A 16,896-nucleotide genomic window follows, 5' to 3' on the forward strand; every position below is an offset into this window, starting at 1 on the left:
AATCGCCATGCGGTCGTGTTCGCCGTCAGCGTGATCACCAGCGGTGCTGTTCGCGTCCCGGCCTTGTACCGTTGACGTATGAGCAATTTTGGTTTCGGAGGCTCCGACGAGGATCCCGACAAGAAGAAGGATCAAGGCGGCGACGGGTCAGGTGGCACTCCCGGCGGGTTCGGCTTCGGCGGCGAGGGGTTCGACCCCGCGGCTCTGGGACAGATGCTCACCCAATTCGGACAGATGCTCAGCGGCATGGGCGCACCGGGCGCGGGCGGGGCTTCCGCCGGCCCGGTCAACTATGACCTCGCCAAGCAGCTGGCACGGCAGCAGATCGGGAACATCTCCCCCGTCGGCGCAGGCAAGGCCGATGCGGTCGCCGAGGCAGCGCACCTCGCGGAACTCTGGCTCGACGGGTCAACGACGCTACCGGCCGGCGCGTCGAAGACCGCCGCGTGGAATCCAGGCGACTGGCTCGACAACACGATCGACACCTGGAAGCGCCTGTGTGATCCGGTCGCCGAGCAGATCTCCGGAATGTGGACCGCCGGACTGCCCCCGGAAGCCCAGCAGATGGCTGGGCCGATGATGGGCATGCTGACGCAGATGGGCGGCATGGCCTTCGGATCCCAGCTCGGCCAAGCACTGGGCCAGCTGTCCAAAGAGGTACTGACCTCTACCGACATCGGCATTCCACTCGGGCCGAGCGGAGTCTCGGCGCTCCTGCCCGAGGCCATCGCCGCATTCACCGAGGGCCTCGAACAGCCTGAGCGTGAGGTGCTGGTCTTCCTCGCCGCCCGTGAAGCTGCCCACCAACGGCTGTACAGCCACGTTCCGTGGCTCCGTCAGCGCGTCTTGGCGACCGTCGAGGAGTACGCCCGAGGAATACGCATGGATTTCTCGGCAATCGAGGAAGCAGCATCCGGGCTCGACCCCGCGTCGCTGACCGATCCGTCGAAGATCGAAGAAATACTCCAGCAAGGCGCCTTCGAGCCGCAGACCACCCCGGAGCAGAAGCAGGCGCTGGAACGGCTGGAAACACTCCTCGCGTTGGTCGAAGGATGGGTCGAGACCGTGGTCGCCGACGCGCTGGGTGACAGGCTTCCTGGTGCAGTCGCCCTCGGCGAAACCATCAGGCGTCGTCGTGCATCGGGTGGTCCGGCCGAGCAGACCTTCGCGACGTTGGTCGGTCTCGAGCTGCGTCCGCGCAAGGTGCGAGAGGCAGGCGCGCTGTGGCGCCTGCTCACGACGGCCGCAGGAATCGACGGACGCGACGGAGTATGGGCACATCCCGACCTCCTGCCCGTGTCCTCCGACCTCGACGAGCCGGCGGGCTTCATCGACGGCGTCGTCGGCGGCGGTTCGAGCAACTTCGACGATCCGATCGCGCAACTCGAAGCAACCGAGGCACAAGAACGTTCGGCGCGAGAGCAGTCGAACAAGGAGGGCGACGGCAAGACCGAGGGAACCGAGTCCTGAGCTTTCGATTCTGACGGGGTGTGTGCGATTTTCTTCGCCGCACCCCGTTTTTCGTGCGAACCACCTGTTGGAGGCCAGTGCCACCCTGTGGATAACCGGTCGTGCGTGCCCAGTCGCCGGCTTCGGCTGTGCCAGTGTCCAGGTTGTGCACACATCGATGCTCCGCCGACCGAAACTACGAGTACCAGTATTTTCGCAGCGCGACGGGACCGTCCGGATCGGGTGGAATCCGGAGCAGTCCTATCTCGTCACGCCCCCGCCTCGAGTCGCCCCGCACGTGGTACTGGACCTGTTGAGAAGACTCGATGGAGTTCATTCCCGCGCGCACACGATCTGGTACGCGGGCACCGTGGGCTTCTCGGCGAACTCCATGTCGACCCTTCTCGCCGAACTATCGGAAGTGGGACTCCTCGTCGAGGGTGCCGCTGCGCCGCCGGATCGAGACGGTTCGAACACCGAGACCATGACCGTGCACGTGCTCGGACGAGGGCCGCTTGCCGACGCGGTGGTTGCAGGTCTCACCCCGTCGACGAACGTCGCTCTTCGGCGGTCGGCACTAGCCCCGGCCCAGCTGATCGTTCCCGAAAACGAACCAGGGTGCGATATCGCCGTCCTCACCGACGACATGGCACCGGATCCGCGGGTCGTGACCGGCCTGGTTCGCAGCAGAACGCCGCACCTTCAGGTACGCCTGCGCGACGGCGTCGGAATCGTCGGACCACTGGTTCTGCCCGGAACCACGAGTTGCCTGCGCTGTGCAGATCTGACAAGGGGCAGTCTCGATCCGCGGTGGCCGCATGTGTCCGCACAGCTCCTGGGACGAGTCGGTCACGCGAGCAAGCCGACCGTACTGGCCACGGCTGCGGTCGCGCTCGCCCAGATCGAGGCGTTCGTCGACGGCCGCCACGCTCCACTGGCCGATACCACGATGGAAATCGATCTACGAGCCCACCTCATGAACCGCCGGCGGTGGACGCGCCACCCCCGATGCGACTGTGCCGTGTGACGATGGGTATCACCACCGCTCTGGCCTGCGGTGTGGGCAAGATCCGGCGCGGTCCGACATGATGGAGGCGTGTCAGACATTCCACGCCGAAGTTCAGCCCGAACTGCCAAGCTCGCTCGTATCCCGATCGGCATCGCCGGCCGTGCTGCAGTAGGTTTCGGGAAGAAGCTGGCCGGCGGCAATCGAGAGGAGATCGATACCGACCTCGCCGCCAAGGCTGCGGAGCAGCTGTTCTCGGTTCTCGGCGAACTCAAGGGCGGCGCAATGAAGTTCGGACAGGCACTGTCAGTCATGGAGGCTGCCGTACCGGAGGAGTTCGCCGAACCGTATCGGGAGGCGCTCACCAAGCTGCAAGCAGACGCGCCGCCTCTCTCCGCTGCCAAGGTCCACCGGGTTCTCGACCGCCAACTCGGCACCGCATGGAGATCACGCTTCACTTCGTTCGAGGACACCCCCGTTGCTTCCGCCAGCATCGGCCAGGTTCACCGGGCCGTATGGTCCGACGGACGCGAGGTCGCAGTGAAGGTGCAGTATCCAGGCGCCGACGACGCGCTGCGTGCAGACCTGAAGACCATGTCCCGCTTCGCGAACACGTTCAGCACCATCTTCACTGGCGCGGACGTCAAGCCCGTGCTCGACGAACTGATCGCACGAACCGAGGACGAACTCGACTATCGCATCGAAGCCGCCAGTCAGCGAGCATTCGCGTCGGCTTTCGCCGACGATCCCCAGTTCGCAGTTCCCCGCGTCGTGGCAAGCGCACCCAAAGTGTTGGTCACGGAATGGATGACGGGCAGACCGCTGTCGTCCATCATCGCCGACGGCTCAGCCGAGCAGCGCAACGCTGCCGGTGAGCTTCTGGTGTTGTTCGCATTCGCTGCTCCCGCACGCGCTGGTTTCTTGCACGCCGATCCGCACCCCGGCAACTTCATGATGCTGGCCGACGGCCGGCTCGGCGTCATCGACTACGGCGCGACTGCGCCGATGCCGAACGGACTACCGCCGATTCTCGGACAGATGGTTCGTCTGGCACGCGACGAGCAGTTCGACGAGTTGGTCGAACTGTGCACGACCCACGGTTTCGTCATACCCGGTCGTACGGTCACCGCCAAGGAGATCTCGGACTATCTGCGGCCCTTCACCGATCCGATCAGGACCGATTCGTTCCACTTCACCAGATCGTGGCTACAGAAGGCTGCAGGCACTGCGACCGAATTCGACAGCGCACAGTTTCGTACGGTCCGCGCCCTCAACATGCCGGCCGAGTACATCATGATCTTCCGAGTCCTCGGCGGGCTTGTCGGCATCTGCGCGCAACTCGACGCTTACGCGCCGTACATGTCGATCCTGACGGAATGGATGCCCGGGTTCTCGGACGAAGCCTGAACGACTTCGCCCGAGAGGCCGGGTGTGGGTGGTGTGAACGTCGTGGACACTCAGGCGACCTGCTGGTGCTTGCGCGGACGTCCACGTGGACGCTTTCTTGCGATGACAACGCCCTGATCGAGAATCTCGCCGCCCCACACTCCCCACGGCTCAGCGCGGTCGAGTGCTGCGCTCAGGCAGGTGCGACGGATCGGGCAATCGGCACAGAGCGCCTTTGCTCGCTCGAGCTCACCTGGGGTTTCGGCGAACCACAGATCGGGGTCTGCGGCGCGGCACGGCACCTCGATGCCGGCATTCTGTGCTGCTCCGATCTGCGCATCGATCGAACACAACGTCACTGCGTCGATGTCGGATTCGGCTTCGTATCGGCATGTCGTCCGGACCGTGACGGTTGACACGTCGGTCTCCTCTACTTTTCGTACGGCGTGTTTACGGTTGTGAAGAAATTCTGCGAACCATGTAGGCCGAACGTTCGAATCCGAGGGGACTCACCGAACGAAAAAGGCCACGGTCCGCGTATGCGGGTCCGTGGCCGAGGAAGGCGAATCGAATTACTCTGTCGAGACTTCTCTCGACGCAAGATCTTCGATCACGGACGTCGCGTGCGCGAGGCGATGACGTGCTGCGGGGTTGGCGGATGCTGGGTTGGCGCATGCGGGGAAGGCCGACCACTGTGCTGGGGACAGCGTGGCTGCCTGTAGCGCATCCGCTACCGATGCTGCGGCAGACGGATTCCCAGCTTCGGGAACAATCGCGCCGAGGACGGAATCACCGAATCCGACAGCAATGCCGTATCTCGCAGTAGGGAGGTAGGCGGAGCTGCGAACGACAGGCATGACCCGAACATCAGGCGTAGCAACAGCATCGGACGCACCAATAGCGTCGGCAGTCAAGCGACCGACCGACACGAAAAGTTGATTCTTCATTTCTCTCCACCTCCTGTTCCGAACTCGACATGCGGGCAACTGAACTCTGTGAACTCACAATTGTTTTCAACAGAGTTGATGCTCGCGGTCTCCCGTGAGCAATGAAAACAGACTAAACCCGATGGTCCGAACTGCACAAGTTATTTTCTACCTGCGGTTTCTTCGTCACGTACTCGATGATTCTCGAACGACAGTCAGTACATCCTCGCCGAATCGCTCCAGCTTCTTGGCACCAATTCCTGGAATCGCCACGAGCCCTCGATCGTCCTGAGGCTGCTGTTCCGCGATGGCCGTCAGTGTGGTGTCGCTGAAGACGACATAGGCCGGCACCTTCAACTCCCGGGACTTGTCCAACCGCCACGACTTCAATGCGTCGAGAAGAGCCTCGTCGACATCGCTCGGATGGCTTTCGCAGCGTCCGAGCATGGTCGCCGCCGTCCCGAGCAACGGTTTTCCGCACAACCTGCATTTGGGACCGGACTTCTTGCTCGGCGGCGCCGCGATGCGCGAGGCCGGTGAGTCCTCGGGGATCAGCCCACTGAGGAATCGCGATCTGCGCCGTGACTTGCGTCCGCCTTCGTTGCGCGCGAGCGCCCACGACAGATGCAGGTGCTCGCGTGCTCTAGTGACGCCTACGTAGAGCAGCCGGCGTTCTTCCTCGATGGCAGCGTCGTTGTTGGCGCTCGGATCGTTGCCGAGAGCGTGCGAGATCGGCAGGGTTCCATCTGCGAGACCGACGAGGAATACCGCGTCCCACTCCAAGCCCTTTGCCGCGTGTAGCGACGCCAACGTCACACCTTGAACCACCGGAGGGTGGCGAGCCTCGGCGCGAGCCGCCAGTTCGACCAGCAAGGTATCGAGATTCAACTCGGGATCCTGGACGAGGAGCTCCTCGGTGACCTGGACGAGGCCACCGAGCGACGCCCACTTCTCACGCGCCTGTGCACCCGACGGCTCCGTAGCGGTCAGTCCGAGTGGAGCCAGTACCGCACGGACGAGCGCTGGGAGACCTTCGCCAAGCCTGGATTCTTCCGGGAGGTCATCGCGCCCAGATGCGGAACGGAGGGCCGAAATACCCTGTCGCACTTCAGGTCTGTTGAAAAAACCTTCGCCGCCCCTGACCTGATACGGAATCTGCATCTCGGTCAACGCCTGCTCGTGCACCTCCGACTGGGCGTTGATCCGATAGAGGACAGCAATTTCCGCGGGAGCGATTCCCTTCGAGATCAATCGCTTGATGGCACGAGCGACACCGTCTGCTTCTGCCGGTTCGTCGTCGTATTCGGTGAACTCCGGCTCGGGTCCCGCCGCGCGCTGCCCGATGAGCTGCAACCGGGTTCCCGCAATGCGTCCCCGCGCCGCACCGATCACCCGGTTGGCCAACGAGACCACCTCCGGTGTGGATCGATAGTCCCGCTCGAGTCGCACGACAGTCGCGTCCGGAAACCGCCGAGAGAAGTCGAGGAGATAGCGCGGAGTTGCGCCGGTGAACGAATAGATCGTCTGGTTCGCGTCCCCGACGACCGTCAGATCGTCCCTCTCACCGAGCCATGCATCGAGTACCCGCTGTTGGAGCGGTGTCACATCCTGGTACTCGTCGACCACGAAACAGCGGTAGCGCTCACGAAACTCGTCGGCGACCGCCGAATGCTCCTCGAGAGCTGCGGCAGTGTGCAACAGGAGATCGTCGAAATCGAGGAGCATTCCGTCGCCGCCGTGCGATTTGAGGTCTTCGTACCCCGCGTACACCGATGCAACCTTCGCAGCATCCATAGGTACCTCACGGCGAAGCCGCGCAGCCACCGCCGGATAGTCCTCGGGGGCGACCAGCGATCCCTTGGCCCATTCGATTTCGCCGGCGAGATCGCGTACCGAATCGGTCGACGTCGACACCCCCGCGCGGTGCGCGGATTGACTCACGAGAGCGAATTTCCGGTCCAACAGCTGCCAGCCCGTATCCCCGACGACCTGCGGCCAGAAGTACTTCAGTTGCCGTAACGCTGCGGCGTGGAACGTACGCGCCTGAACGGGCGGGCCCTCGCCGCCGACTCCCAGCTCGCGCAGCCTGCCGCGCATCTCCCCCGCCGCACGCGCGGTGAACGTGACCGCGAGCACTTGACCGGCGGAAACGTGCCCGGCCGAAACAAGATGCGCGATCCTCCTGGTGATGGTGCGCGTCTTTCCTGTCCCGGCACCGGCGAGTACACATACGGGCCCGCGTGGCGCAGCCACGGCAGCCGACTGTTCGGGATCCAACCCGGCGGTCATCGAATCCACAGACATGGCGTCCATCATGTCAGCTACCCCCGACAAGTCTTCGTTCCCTCCCGACGCTCATCGCCCCTCGGGGCGGCTGGCCAAGAGCTTCATCGAGCCCAGATGGAACAACGGTTCCTATCGCCGTGTTGAATCCTCACGTGACTACCACCGAGAACACTGCATCCGAGAACGCCGCAGCACTGACCGTCTACTCCACGACGTGGTGTGGCTACTGCCGACGGCTGAAGACCCAACTCGACGAAGCAGGCATCGCCTACTCCGAGATCGACATCGAAGAGGATCCGAAGTCGGCCGACTTCGTCGGTAGCGTCAACGGCGGCAACCACGTGGTTCCGACCGTTCTCTATGCCGACGGCACGACTGCTACCAACCCGACGCTCGCATCCGTGAAGCGCTCTCTCGGACTCTGACGAGTATCAACTTCCGCTTGCTGCCCAGGCCTCCAACATCCCGCGCGCAATGGAGATCGAACCGGGCAGAAGCAGGCGGGAGTCGGAGTCGGTTGCCCAGTCACCTAATTCGAGGGCCGAGCGAACCTCCTCGCGATGGAACCAGTGTGCCTCGGCGATCTCGCCGTCGAGAAACCGAAGCGGGACATCGGGATCCGCCGTCGCCGAGAATCCGATCATCACCGATCGAGGGAACGGCCATGGTTGGCTACCCAGATAGGTGATGTCGGACACGGCGATTCCAACCTCTTCCTTGATTTCGCGCAGCACACACGTCTCGAGCGACTCACCTGCCTCGACGAAGCCTGCGAGAACCGAGAACCGACGCTCCGGCCAAGCGGGAGCGCGAGCCAACAAGACTTGGTCGGCCCCGTCATGAACGAGACAGATCACAGCAGGGTCTGTTCGGGGGAATTCTTCGTGACCGTTCGAGGTGCTCGTTCGGGACCACCCCGCCGATGACGGCGTCGTAGCGGCGCCGTCCAATGCGCTGAAACTAGCGCTGGCGTGCCAATTCAAGATCGCCAGCGCGCTCGTCAAGATCGACAGTTGCGTTTCGTCCAGATTTTCGCCCGCGGTGCGGAGATCGCCGAGTGCACCGGTCAACACGCCGACCCGCTGCGCCCACAGGTGACGACCGCCGTGAATGCCGAGGAAGACAGCGTCGGGAACCGGCTCCGCCGCGATCTCGATCGCCGGCGTGTACACCAGCCCTGACTCGTCGATTCGGAGCCGACCGCGGTGGTCGACCTGCAGCACTTCGGCGTCGGACCAACCGGCTTGCAGCGCCGCGGAATCCTTGCGCAATTCCTCAGCACGGTTCAACGGAGATCGAGAGAGCAGGGGTGGTGAGGCGAGTTCGAATCGAGGCACGAATACGACCCTACTGCGCTGCCTGCTACTCCCCGACGCGGCGGATGTACAGGAGGCGATCCGTTGCTTCGACTGCGTCCACCTCAGCCGCTCCGACGCGGAAGAGCTTGCCGCCGCGCACGACGCCGAGCACGATGTCGGTCAGGTGCCGCGGAGATCCGCCCACCTCGTCGCGCTCGACCTCCCGCTCGGCAATCGCGAATCCTGCTTCGGGGGTGAGCAAGTCCTCGATCATCTCCACCACGTTCGGCGTCGTCGTTGCGATACCGAGCAGCCGACCAGCAGTCTCCGAGGACACGACGACGGAGTCGGCACCGGACTGTCTGAGCAGGTGCGTGTTCTCCGCTTCCCTGATTGCTGCCACGATCTTTGCTTTCGGCGCGATCTCACGCGCGGTGAGAGTCACCAGCACTGCTGTGTCGTCTCGATTGGTCGCAACGATGATCGCCGCCGCGTGCTGAGCACCGGTCAACCTCAATACGTCGGACTTGGTTGCGGACCCGTGCACAGTCACCAACCCCATGCTCGACGCGGAATCGAGGACCGTCTGATCCGTGTCGACGACGACGATCTCCGATGCGGGAACACCGTCACCGATCATCGCATCGACGGCCGTGCGGCCCTTGGTTCCGAAACCGATGACCACGGTGTGATTGCGCACGCTGCGCCTCCATCGCTGAATTTTGAATGCCTGCCGGGACCGCTCGGTGAGAACCGACAGCGTCGTACCGACGAGCAAGATGAGAAAGAGCACTCGCAGAGGTGTGATGACCAGAATGTTCACCAGTCTGGCCGACGGACTCATCGGAGCGATGTCGCCGTAGCCGGTGGTCGAGAGCGAGACGGTCGCGTAGTAGAACGAATCCAAGAAGGACAGCTCGCCGTTCTGACTGTCGCTGTAGCCGTCGCGGTCGAGATACACCACGAACGCCGCAAGGAAGAGTATCCCCAGCGCCATGAGGACCCGCTTGTAGATCGCTCGCCACGGACTCGATTCGAACTCGGGAACTCGCAGAACACCTACCAGCGCGAAGTCCGGTTTATCGGTCAGCGTATCGCCGGCCGTCAAGCGATCGCGCAATCTACCTGCCACGTCTTCTACTCACCTCGTCCACTCTCCACGGCAGGCAGCGTAACCCCATTTCGCCGATTCGCCCGCGCCGACCCGAAAGTCGACATCGGCAGGTACCCAGCGCGGTCGTCCGACACAACCACGTGCGGCCCCGGCAGGTGTGGCACGGTGTAACCATGACAGAGCGCACAAGTCAGGCTGCTGCGGTGAGATTGGCCGTGTTGTTGGGCGGCGCCGGCGTCCTGCATTTCACGACCCCACAGTTCTTCGACATGCAGGTGCCACGGGCACTCCCGGGCAATGCACGCACCTACACGCAGGTATCAGGAGTGGCGGAATTGGCCGTCGCCGCGAGCCTCGCGGTTCCACGAACCCGGCGCATCGGTGGCGCGCTGGCCGCTGCCCTGTTCGTGGCCGTGTTTCCCGCAAACATCGACATGGCACGCCGGTACGTGACCAGTCCGAAAACGTCTCCGGTGGCGAAAGCCGCGGTACTGGCGCGCCTGCCACTGCAGATCCCGTTGGTGACGGAAGCGCTGAAGGCCCGCCGCAACGCGCCGTGACGAAACCCACCCGTCGGTTGCCTTGGCGCTCAACCGACGCCGTCGAACTCGACATCATCGACCCTGTCGGTTCCCTCGATCAGCGCCGCCAGTGCATCTGCATCGGGAAGCTCTACCGGTGCGATGGTCCGTCCGCTTCGGACGTAGTGGAACGCGGCGCGCACCATATCGAGCGGGACCTCTCCGAACTCGGGCCGCGCGGCCGACATGAGCTCCGCCCACGCGATTCGGTACGCCGCCAACTGCATGACGACTGACTTCTCCTCGGTGGCGGTTGGTTCCTTGCCCGTCTTCCAGTCGATCACGGTCCATCCTCCGTCCGAATCGGCGAAGACAGCGTCGATGCGGCCACGAAGAACGGTTCCGGCCACTGAGGTCTCGAACGGCACTTCTACCTCGATAGGGCTTCGCAGTGACCACTCCGAATCGAGGAACGCCTGCTGCAACGTTTCCAGGTCGACGTCGGCGGCAGCGCCTGTATCGGCAGAGCCCGGCAACTCGTCGAGATCGAGCAGCCGAGTAGCGCCGAATCGACGCTCGATCCACGCATGGAAGGCAGTTCCTCTGCGCGCCAAGGGATTCGGAGGAAATGGCAGCGGCCGACGAAGCCTCGACGCGAGAGCGTCCGGATCGGCGGCGAGGTCGACCAACTGACTCACCGAAAGGTTCTCGGGCAACGCGACACGCACGCCCGTGTGGGCCCGTTGTTCACGCTCGGCCAGCAACGCCTCGACGTCGGCTGCCCAGTTCTCGGGATCGCCGTCGTCCCCATCGCTCGACTGCGGCCCATCCGAAACGTCGGGACTTCCAATCGCGTCGAGCACCGCTCGGGCACCCCTCTCGACGGCCGCGCGCCTGCTGCCGAGCGGATCGCGCGGCCACTGCGCAGAGTGCGGCTGTGCGGCGAGTGGATTCTGCGCACCCACCTCCGGAGCGAGAGCCCACTCGTCCACAAGGGCGATCGGGTTACTCTCGGACGCGCCGCTATCGACGAGCACTTTCAACTCGGACAGAAAATCCGAGGGGCCACGGGGTTTGCTACTTGTTTCGTCCCAGTGGTGCCCTGATACGAGCAGGACTCGTTCGGTCCTGGTCAGTGCTACGTAGAACAATCGGCGGTCCTCGGCCAATCGGCGCCGAGCCAGCGCGTCCTTGTGCCCGTCGATGGCGTTCTGCAGATCTTTTCGGTTGTAGATGTTGTCGAGTTCGAGGACGGGAACGCCCTCGGACATGTGCCCGTCAGCGTCCACAACGGCGCGGTCGCCTCGCAGTATCGGGGGAAGTTCGGCCATTGCCCCGAGCCATGTCGAGGATGCAGTCGACGACGGAAACACACCTTTCGATACGTGCGGGACTGCAACGACTTCCCACTCGAGTCCCTTGGCGGAATGGACTGTGAGCACCTGGACTCTATGTGGAGCGACCTCGACTTCACCGGGAGCCAAGCCGTCTTCGACGGTCTCCGCTGCCGCGAGAAAGGACAGAAATCCGGTGACCGTCGCGGTGGGGTTGTCGGAATAGTCCGCAACCACTACTGCGAACTCGTCGAGATGCTCACGACCCACGGATCCGTCGGCGGTGTTCGATGTCCGCGCTTCGGCTTCGATTCCGATTCCCATCGACCGCTCGATGTCTGCGACCAACTCTGTCAACGGTTGACCGATCCGATCTCTGAGCGAGTGCACTTCGGCCGCAAGTGCACAGATCCGTGTGAAACCACTGTCGGAATAGTGTTCTGCAGGGCCGGGATCGGCGATTGCGTCGGCCAGACCGGCTTCCTCGGACTGCTCTCCGGGTAGCGAGCTCTCCAACGCAGCGTCCAGTGCCGCTGCGTCGTCCACACTGCCGGATGTTCCACGACGGCCGCGGATACCCAGCTGTTGTGACCTCCGCGAGAGCGCCCGCAGGTCGGCTGCGCCGATCTGCCATCGCGATCCGGTGAGAATGCGCATCGCCGCACTGCCCGCCATGGGGTCGGCGACCAGTCGTAGCATCGCGATCACATCGGCAACCTCTGGAATGTGCAGTAATCCACCGAGCCCCACGACCTCTACGGGCAGCCCTCGACTGCGGAGCGCGTCGGCGATCGGTTCCGCGTCGGAGTTTCGGCGCACCAGCACCGCCGCGGTGGGAGGCGGCCTGTCCCCGTCGAGTGCGAGGCGGTATTCCGCGGCGATTCGGTCGGCGATCCAGCCTCTCTCGGCGACGACCGTTGTGGCCATGGACAAGCGTATGTCGCCCGGCGTTGCATCGGGGCGAGCGCGCAACGTGGGGACTCGAACCCCGCTCTGACGCAACGGCGCTGTGATGTGGTTGGCACACGCGAGCGCCTCCGGAGGATTCCGCCAGCTCGTCAGCAACTCCAGACGCGGCGCAGGTTTCCCGTTCGCCTGCGGGAAATCGGTCGCGAAGCGCGGCAAATTCGCGGCCGAGGCACCCCTCCAGCCGTAGATGGACTGCATTGGATCACCCACCGCGGTGAGTGCGAGCGCCGAATCGGCCCCGCCGCCGAACAGCGAAGACAGCAGCACCCGCTGCGCGTGCCCGGTGTCCTGATACTCGTCGAGGAGTACGAGCCTGTACCGCTCCCGCTCGGTAACGCCGACCTCGCGGTGCTCTGCGGCGACCCTCGCCGCGAACGACATCTGACTCCCGAAATCCAGAGCGCCTTCACGCCGGAGAGTCTGCGCCAGCCGCTCGACCAACGGCAGCAGCGCAACTCGCTTGTGCTGTGCGTCGAGCATGTCCAACAGGGTTTTGGTCGGTCCACCGTGTTGGCCAGGCCCTGGGGCCAGCGTGTGTACAAGTTGGTCGAGGTCGGTATGCGCCACTCGCAGGTCGTCGGGATCGACGAGGTGCTCGGCGAGCTGGCCGGAGAGCGCCAAGACCGCTTCGGTGATCGATGTGGGATTGCGGTCGGTGTCCAGGTCGCCGTCCCAAGTGCTGACGACGCGGTGCGCCAACTGCCACAGCTCGGTCTCGGACAACAACGTCGCCGATGGTTCGATCGGCAGTAGCAATCCGTGCTCGGTGAGCAACCGGCCTGCGTACGAGTGGTAGGTGCTCACTTCTGGTTCACCGGTCAGGATCCGTTCACGAAGCCCCAGGCTCGGATCGAGGGCACGCACAAGATCGGAACCTGCAAGCCGCGCCAACCGCACTCTGATGCGCGATGTGAGTTGCTGGGCCGCCTTGCGGGTGAAGGTGAGGCCCAGAACGCTGTCCGGTTCGACGAATTGGTTCGCCACCATCCACACGACGCGCGCTGCCATCGTTTCGGTCTTGCCTGCGCCTGCGCCCGCCACGACGAGAGTCGGGCCGAGCGGTGCCGCGATGACTGCGGCCTGCTCCTCGGTCGGCGGATGCTTCTGGCCGAGGGCGCGCGAGAGCTCGATTGGATCGATTCGCGGTTCCAGTTCGGTGCTCCTACGGCGACGACCTGCAACTACCCCCGTACTCAACTTTCGGTCACCTGCCTTCCCGTCTCGTGTGCCGGGCAACTGGATTTCACCGGACAATGCCTGCACCCGTCGTTGACGTGGGCCGCGAATGTCGGCCCCTGGGTGGCTGCTGCGGCCTGGTGCACGATGTCGCGCCACTCCTGCAGCTTCTCCGGCGTCGGCGCCTCCTGTACTCGCTGGGTGGCGCCGTCCTTGGTGTGCGGCTTCGCGACGAATACCAGTCGTGCGCCGCCTGGTTGGTTCGCCGGTTCACCGTCGATGGCTCCTGCTGCGGCTGCAACCTGATAGGTGGCGAGTTGATTGTGGTTGCGCGCGTCCTCCTTGGACATGACCGTCTTCGCGGTTTTGACATCTATGATCACTGGACGACCGTCGGAATCGTGTTCGAGCCGGTCGATTCGGCCGCGCAGGGCAACCGCAGGTTCACCGTCGACGCGCGATTCCAGAATGCCTTCCACCTTGACCTCCACCCCAGCCTCGGTGAGTTCGCCTCGTGTCCCACCGAGCCATTTCTCGAACGTGTCGAGCATTGCCCCGGTACGGTCCAGCTCGTGACGCGAGTACCACTGCGATCCGAGATCGACTGCATCCCAAGCTGTTTCGAGTGCACGCCGGACCTGTTCCGGCGGCATCTTGCCGGCCACTGCCTGAACCAACGTGTGCACGAGCGTCCCGGTGATTGCATGCGTGTTGGAGCCGTCGTTGCCACCGTGCCGATCGAGCATCCATCGCAGCGGACAAGTGGTCAGCTGCTCGACGGTCGACGGCGACAACGGGACCGGACCGTCGTGAGGTGCCCATAGCGGTGCATCGGTGCTGACTCCGGCGACGCCGAACCACTCCCGTGGATGAGCGCCCTTCACACCGGCGTCCGCGAGCCGGGCCAGCTGCCGAGCGGCGCGTGCCGCCTTTGCCGGATCCTTCTCGGCGACAGTGGAATCACACACGACGCTACGCAGCTCCGCGACGAGCATAGGAAGTGCAAGGATGCGGCCGCCCAACTGGGGCGCGATCTGGGGCGGGAGATTCGCGTCGTCGTCCTTGCCTGTGCCGTTGCTGATGCCGCGGAGTTCGTCGAGGAACCTCGACCGGACCAGGTCGGTGTCTCCGGTACTCGAATCGACAGCCGTGACGATCAGTGTTGCTCGAGCACGGCTGCACGCAACGAGGAATAGCCGGCGCTCCTCCGCAAGTAGCGGAGCAGTCTTGGACAACGTTGTGTCCAGCGGTTTTCCAGCTTCCACGATTCCAGAAGCAAGGTCGACGAGTGTCTCCGTACCCAGCAGGCTCCCTCGTGCTCGAAGTCCTGGCCACAGCCCCTCCTGCACGCCGGCGACCGCGACGAGTTCCCATTCACGCCCGGCGGCGGAGTGTGCACTGAGCAGGGTCACCGCTTCTTTCGCCACCACAGATCTTCCGGCATTGGACGTCGGGATCTGTTGTTGTGAAATGTAATCCACGAAGCCTGCCAGTCGTGCCTGCGGTAGACGGTCGACGTACGACGCAGCGGACTCGAACAGGGCCACGACCGCATCGAGGTCACGGTCTGCCTGCGTTCCAGCCGACCCTCCCCACGCGGACATCGAGGACCACCGCTTCTCTAGCCCCGACGCCTGCCAAGCCGCCCACAGAACATCCTCCACGCCTCGACCGCGGCGAGCTACGGCGTGCGCTTTGCGTACGACCCCGAGAACTCTGCGGAGCGGGGCAGATTCGACGTCGGACAGTGCAGCGATCCATGCAGACCCAGCCGGCGGTCCATCGGTGTCGGAAGTCGTACCGACTGCGGCGATGGCCTCGCGTAGCAATTCGGCCGAGTCACGTTCACCACCCGCTGCCAGTTCGGCTCGGCGTACTCCGCGCCGAAGCCGACGGAGTCCCACCGGGTCGGCGCCACCGATCGGTCCGGACAGCAGCGCCAGAGCGTCCTCGCCGTCGAACGCAGGGTCGACGAGAGCCCGAAGAACCAGTAGCAGTCCAACTGTGCCGTGCTGACGATGCAGGGGAAGTTCCGATGCCGGTGTCACGATCGGCACGCCTGCGGCCTGTAGGGCGCGACGTAGAGGGGCCACGGCCCGCGGTACCGAGCGCACGACGACAGCCATCTCGGACCATGGCATACCGTCCACGAGGTGCGCACGACGCATGGCGTCGGCGATGAGCGCTGCTTCTTTGGCGGCAGACGGCAGTACCTCCACCAGTGCCCGCGGCTCGCCGTAGCGAGAATCCGCGACCGCCTCCGCGCCGCGGTTACGGCCGATGCCCGGCAGTCTTCTGGCGATGATCGATGTCAGATTCGCGACAGCAGGTGCACTTCTGAAGTTTCGCTCGAGTTCCACCCGGCGTTCATCGCCAGGTTCGGCCAGATCGGCGACAAAGGTGGGGTCGGCACCACGGAAGGCGAACACTGCCTGATCCGGGTCCCCTGCCACGACGGTGGATTCGGTTCTGCTGCCGATCAAACGAATCAACTGCGCTGCTTGCGGATCGAGATGCTGGGCATCATCGACGACGAGGTGTCTGATCCGCGCACGCTCAGCATGCAGAAGATCAGGGTCGGTGGCGAACGCCATCAACGCGCTTCCGATCAATTCGGCAGCGTCGAGGCCGGGGGCCGACGCGCCGGCTGCTTCGACGCCGACCGTTCCGCGCAACAGCATCGCCTGCTCGTACCGACCGGCGAACTTACCGACTGCCACCCATTCGGGACGAGAGTGCGTGCGGCCTAGTTTGACGAGATCCTCTGGTCCGATGCCCCGCTCGGCTGCTCGCAACATCAGCTCTCGCACCGCCGTGGCGAAGCCGGTCATTCCGAGAGCGTGCCGCAGACGATCCGGCCAGTCGCGTGCGCCGTCCTCGATATCGCCGCGCAGCATTTCACGGACGACAGCGTCCTGTTCGGCTCCGGTCAGCAGCCGCGGTGGTGGATTGCCATAGATGGCTGCCTGCAACCGCAGCACCGCGAAGGCATAGGAGTGCACGGTCCGAACGAGGGGCTCGCGGGTGGCACGCATCGCATGCTCCCCAGCGAAGAGACCTCCGGTGATCTGCTCGCGCATGGCCGTCGCCGCGCGTTTGGACTGTGTGAGGACGAGCACCGACTCGGGATCGCCCGTGACGATCCTCGACACCGCGTAGTCGGCGACCAGTGAGGACTTCCCCGTCCCCGGGCCGCCGATGACCTGCCAAGGCCTCCAGGCCGCAGCACCCTCCGCTGCCGCCGCGACCGCATCCGGGTCGGCGGCAAGCAAGCGGGCCGCCGACCCGTCCCAGGTGCGACGATGTGCGGGCACCTTCGGGGCGCGCACGAGCGTGGCCGCACTGCCGTGCTTTCCGCCCGTCGTGCTGCCCACAGAGCCGCCTGAGATCATGGAACGATTGCATCACGGCCCACCGACAGAGTCGGTCTC

Annotated in this window: 12 protein-coding genes; 5 read left to right on the plus strand and 7 right to left on the minus strand. The window is 64.4% G+C overall.

The window, feature by feature from the left end:
* The first annotated feature begins 78 nt into the window (after positions 1 to 78).
* From WDS16_RS12560 to WDS16_RS12570, 3 genes are all read left to right on the plus strand, one after another.
* Complete coding sequence (locus WDS16_RS12560; protein ID WP_338892955.1) at positions 79 to 1,470, plus strand: zinc-dependent metalloprotease; 1,392 nt, start codon at positions 79 to 81, stop codon at positions 1,468 to 1,470.
* Positions 1,471 to 1,615: 145 nt separating this feature from the next.
* Entirely contained in the window at positions 1,616 to 2,476 is an 861-nt protein-coding gene (locus WDS16_RS12565) for a hypothetical protein (RefSeq protein WP_338892956.1), read from the plus strand.
* Between the two features lie 69 nt (positions 2,477 to 2,545).
* Positions 2,546 to 3,862, plus strand: coding sequence for an ABC1 kinase family protein (locus WDS16_RS12570; RefSeq protein ID WP_338892957.1), 1,317 nt, complete (start codon positions 2,546 to 2,548; stop codon positions 3,860 to 3,862).
* Between the two features lie 50 nt (positions 3,863 to 3,912).
* Here the strand turns inward: WDS16_RS12570 and WDS16_RS12575 are convergent, their stop codons facing one another.
* The 3 genes from WDS16_RS12575 to WDS16_RS12585 all read right to left on the minus strand — a co-directional run bounded on the left by WDS16_RS12575 (position 3,913) and on the right by WDS16_RS12585 (position 7,083).
* Complete coding sequence (locus tag WDS16_RS12575) at positions 3,913 to 4,200, minus strand: WhiB family transcriptional regulator (protein ID WP_338893405.1); 288 nt, start codon at positions 4,198 to 4,200, stop codon at positions 3,913 to 3,915.
* Positions 4,201 to 4,413: 213 nt separating this feature from the next.
* Entirely contained in the window at positions 4,414 to 4,788 is a 375-nt protein-coding gene (locus WDS16_RS12580) for a hypothetical protein (protein WP_338892958.1), read from the minus strand.
* 165 nt (positions 4,789 to 4,953) lie between these two features.
* Positions 4,954 to 7,083 carry an ATP-dependent DNA helicase UvrD2 gene (locus WDS16_RS12585; RefSeq protein ID WP_338893407.1) on the minus strand — a complete coding sequence of 710 codons (2,130 nt, stop codon included), beginning with the start codon at positions 7,081 to 7,083 and terminating at the stop codon, positions 4,954 to 4,956.
* 122 nt (positions 7,084 to 7,205) lie between these two features.
* Here WDS16_RS12585 and WDS16_RS12590 point away from each other — a divergent pair, with 122 nt between their 5' ends.
* Positions 7,206 to 7,478 carry a mycoredoxin gene (locus WDS16_RS12590; protein WP_338892959.1) on the plus strand — a complete coding sequence of 91 codons (273 nt, stop codon included), beginning with the start codon at positions 7,206 to 7,208 and terminating at the stop codon, positions 7,476 to 7,478.
* Positions 7,479 to 7,484: 6 nt separating this feature from the next.
* On the opposite strand, the gene nudC is transcribed toward WDS16_RS12590, so the two are convergent.
* Complete coding sequence (gene nudC, locus WDS16_RS12595; RefSeq protein WP_338892960.1) at positions 7,485 to 8,390, minus strand: NAD(+) diphosphatase; 906 nt, start codon at positions 8,388 to 8,390, stop codon at positions 7,485 to 7,487.
* 25 nt (positions 8,391 to 8,415) lie between these two features.
* The gene (locus tag WDS16_RS12600; RefSeq protein ID WP_338892961.1) at positions 8,416 to 9,483 is read right to left on the minus strand and encodes a potassium channel family protein; all 1,068 of its coding nucleotides are present in this window, start codon (positions 9,481 to 9,483) and stop codon (positions 8,416 to 8,418) included.
* 155 nt (positions 9,484 to 9,638) lie between these two features.
* Between WDS16_RS12600 and WDS16_RS12605 the strand changes: the two genes are divergently transcribed.
* Entirely contained in the window at positions 9,639 to 10,025 is a 387-nt protein-coding gene (locus tag WDS16_RS12605; RefSeq protein WP_338892962.1) for a hypothetical protein, read from the plus strand.
* 29 nt (positions 10,026 to 10,054) lie between these two features.
* Here WDS16_RS12605 and WDS16_RS12610 read toward each other — a convergent pair whose 3' ends face one another.
* Both WDS16_RS12610 and WDS16_RS12615 read right to left on the minus strand, forming a co-directional pair.
* Entirely contained in the window at positions 10,055 to 13,441 is a 3,387-nt protein-coding gene (locus tag WDS16_RS12610) for an ATP-dependent DNA helicase (protein ID WP_338893409.1), read from the minus strand.
* A 41-nt stretch (positions 13,442 to 13,482) separates the two neighbouring features.
* On the minus strand, positions 13,483 to 16,839 hold the full coding sequence (locus WDS16_RS12615; RefSeq protein WP_422395789.1) for an ATP-dependent helicase: 3,357 nt from the start codon (positions 16,837 to 16,839) through the stop codon (positions 13,483 to 13,485).
* Positions 16,840 to 16,896: the final 57 nt, after the last annotated feature.

The sequence above is a fragment of the Rhodococcus sovatensis genome, assembly GCF_037327425.1.
GTDB lineage: Bacteria > Actinomycetota > Actinomycetes > Mycobacteriales > Mycobacteriaceae > Rhodococcoides > Rhodococcoides sovatense.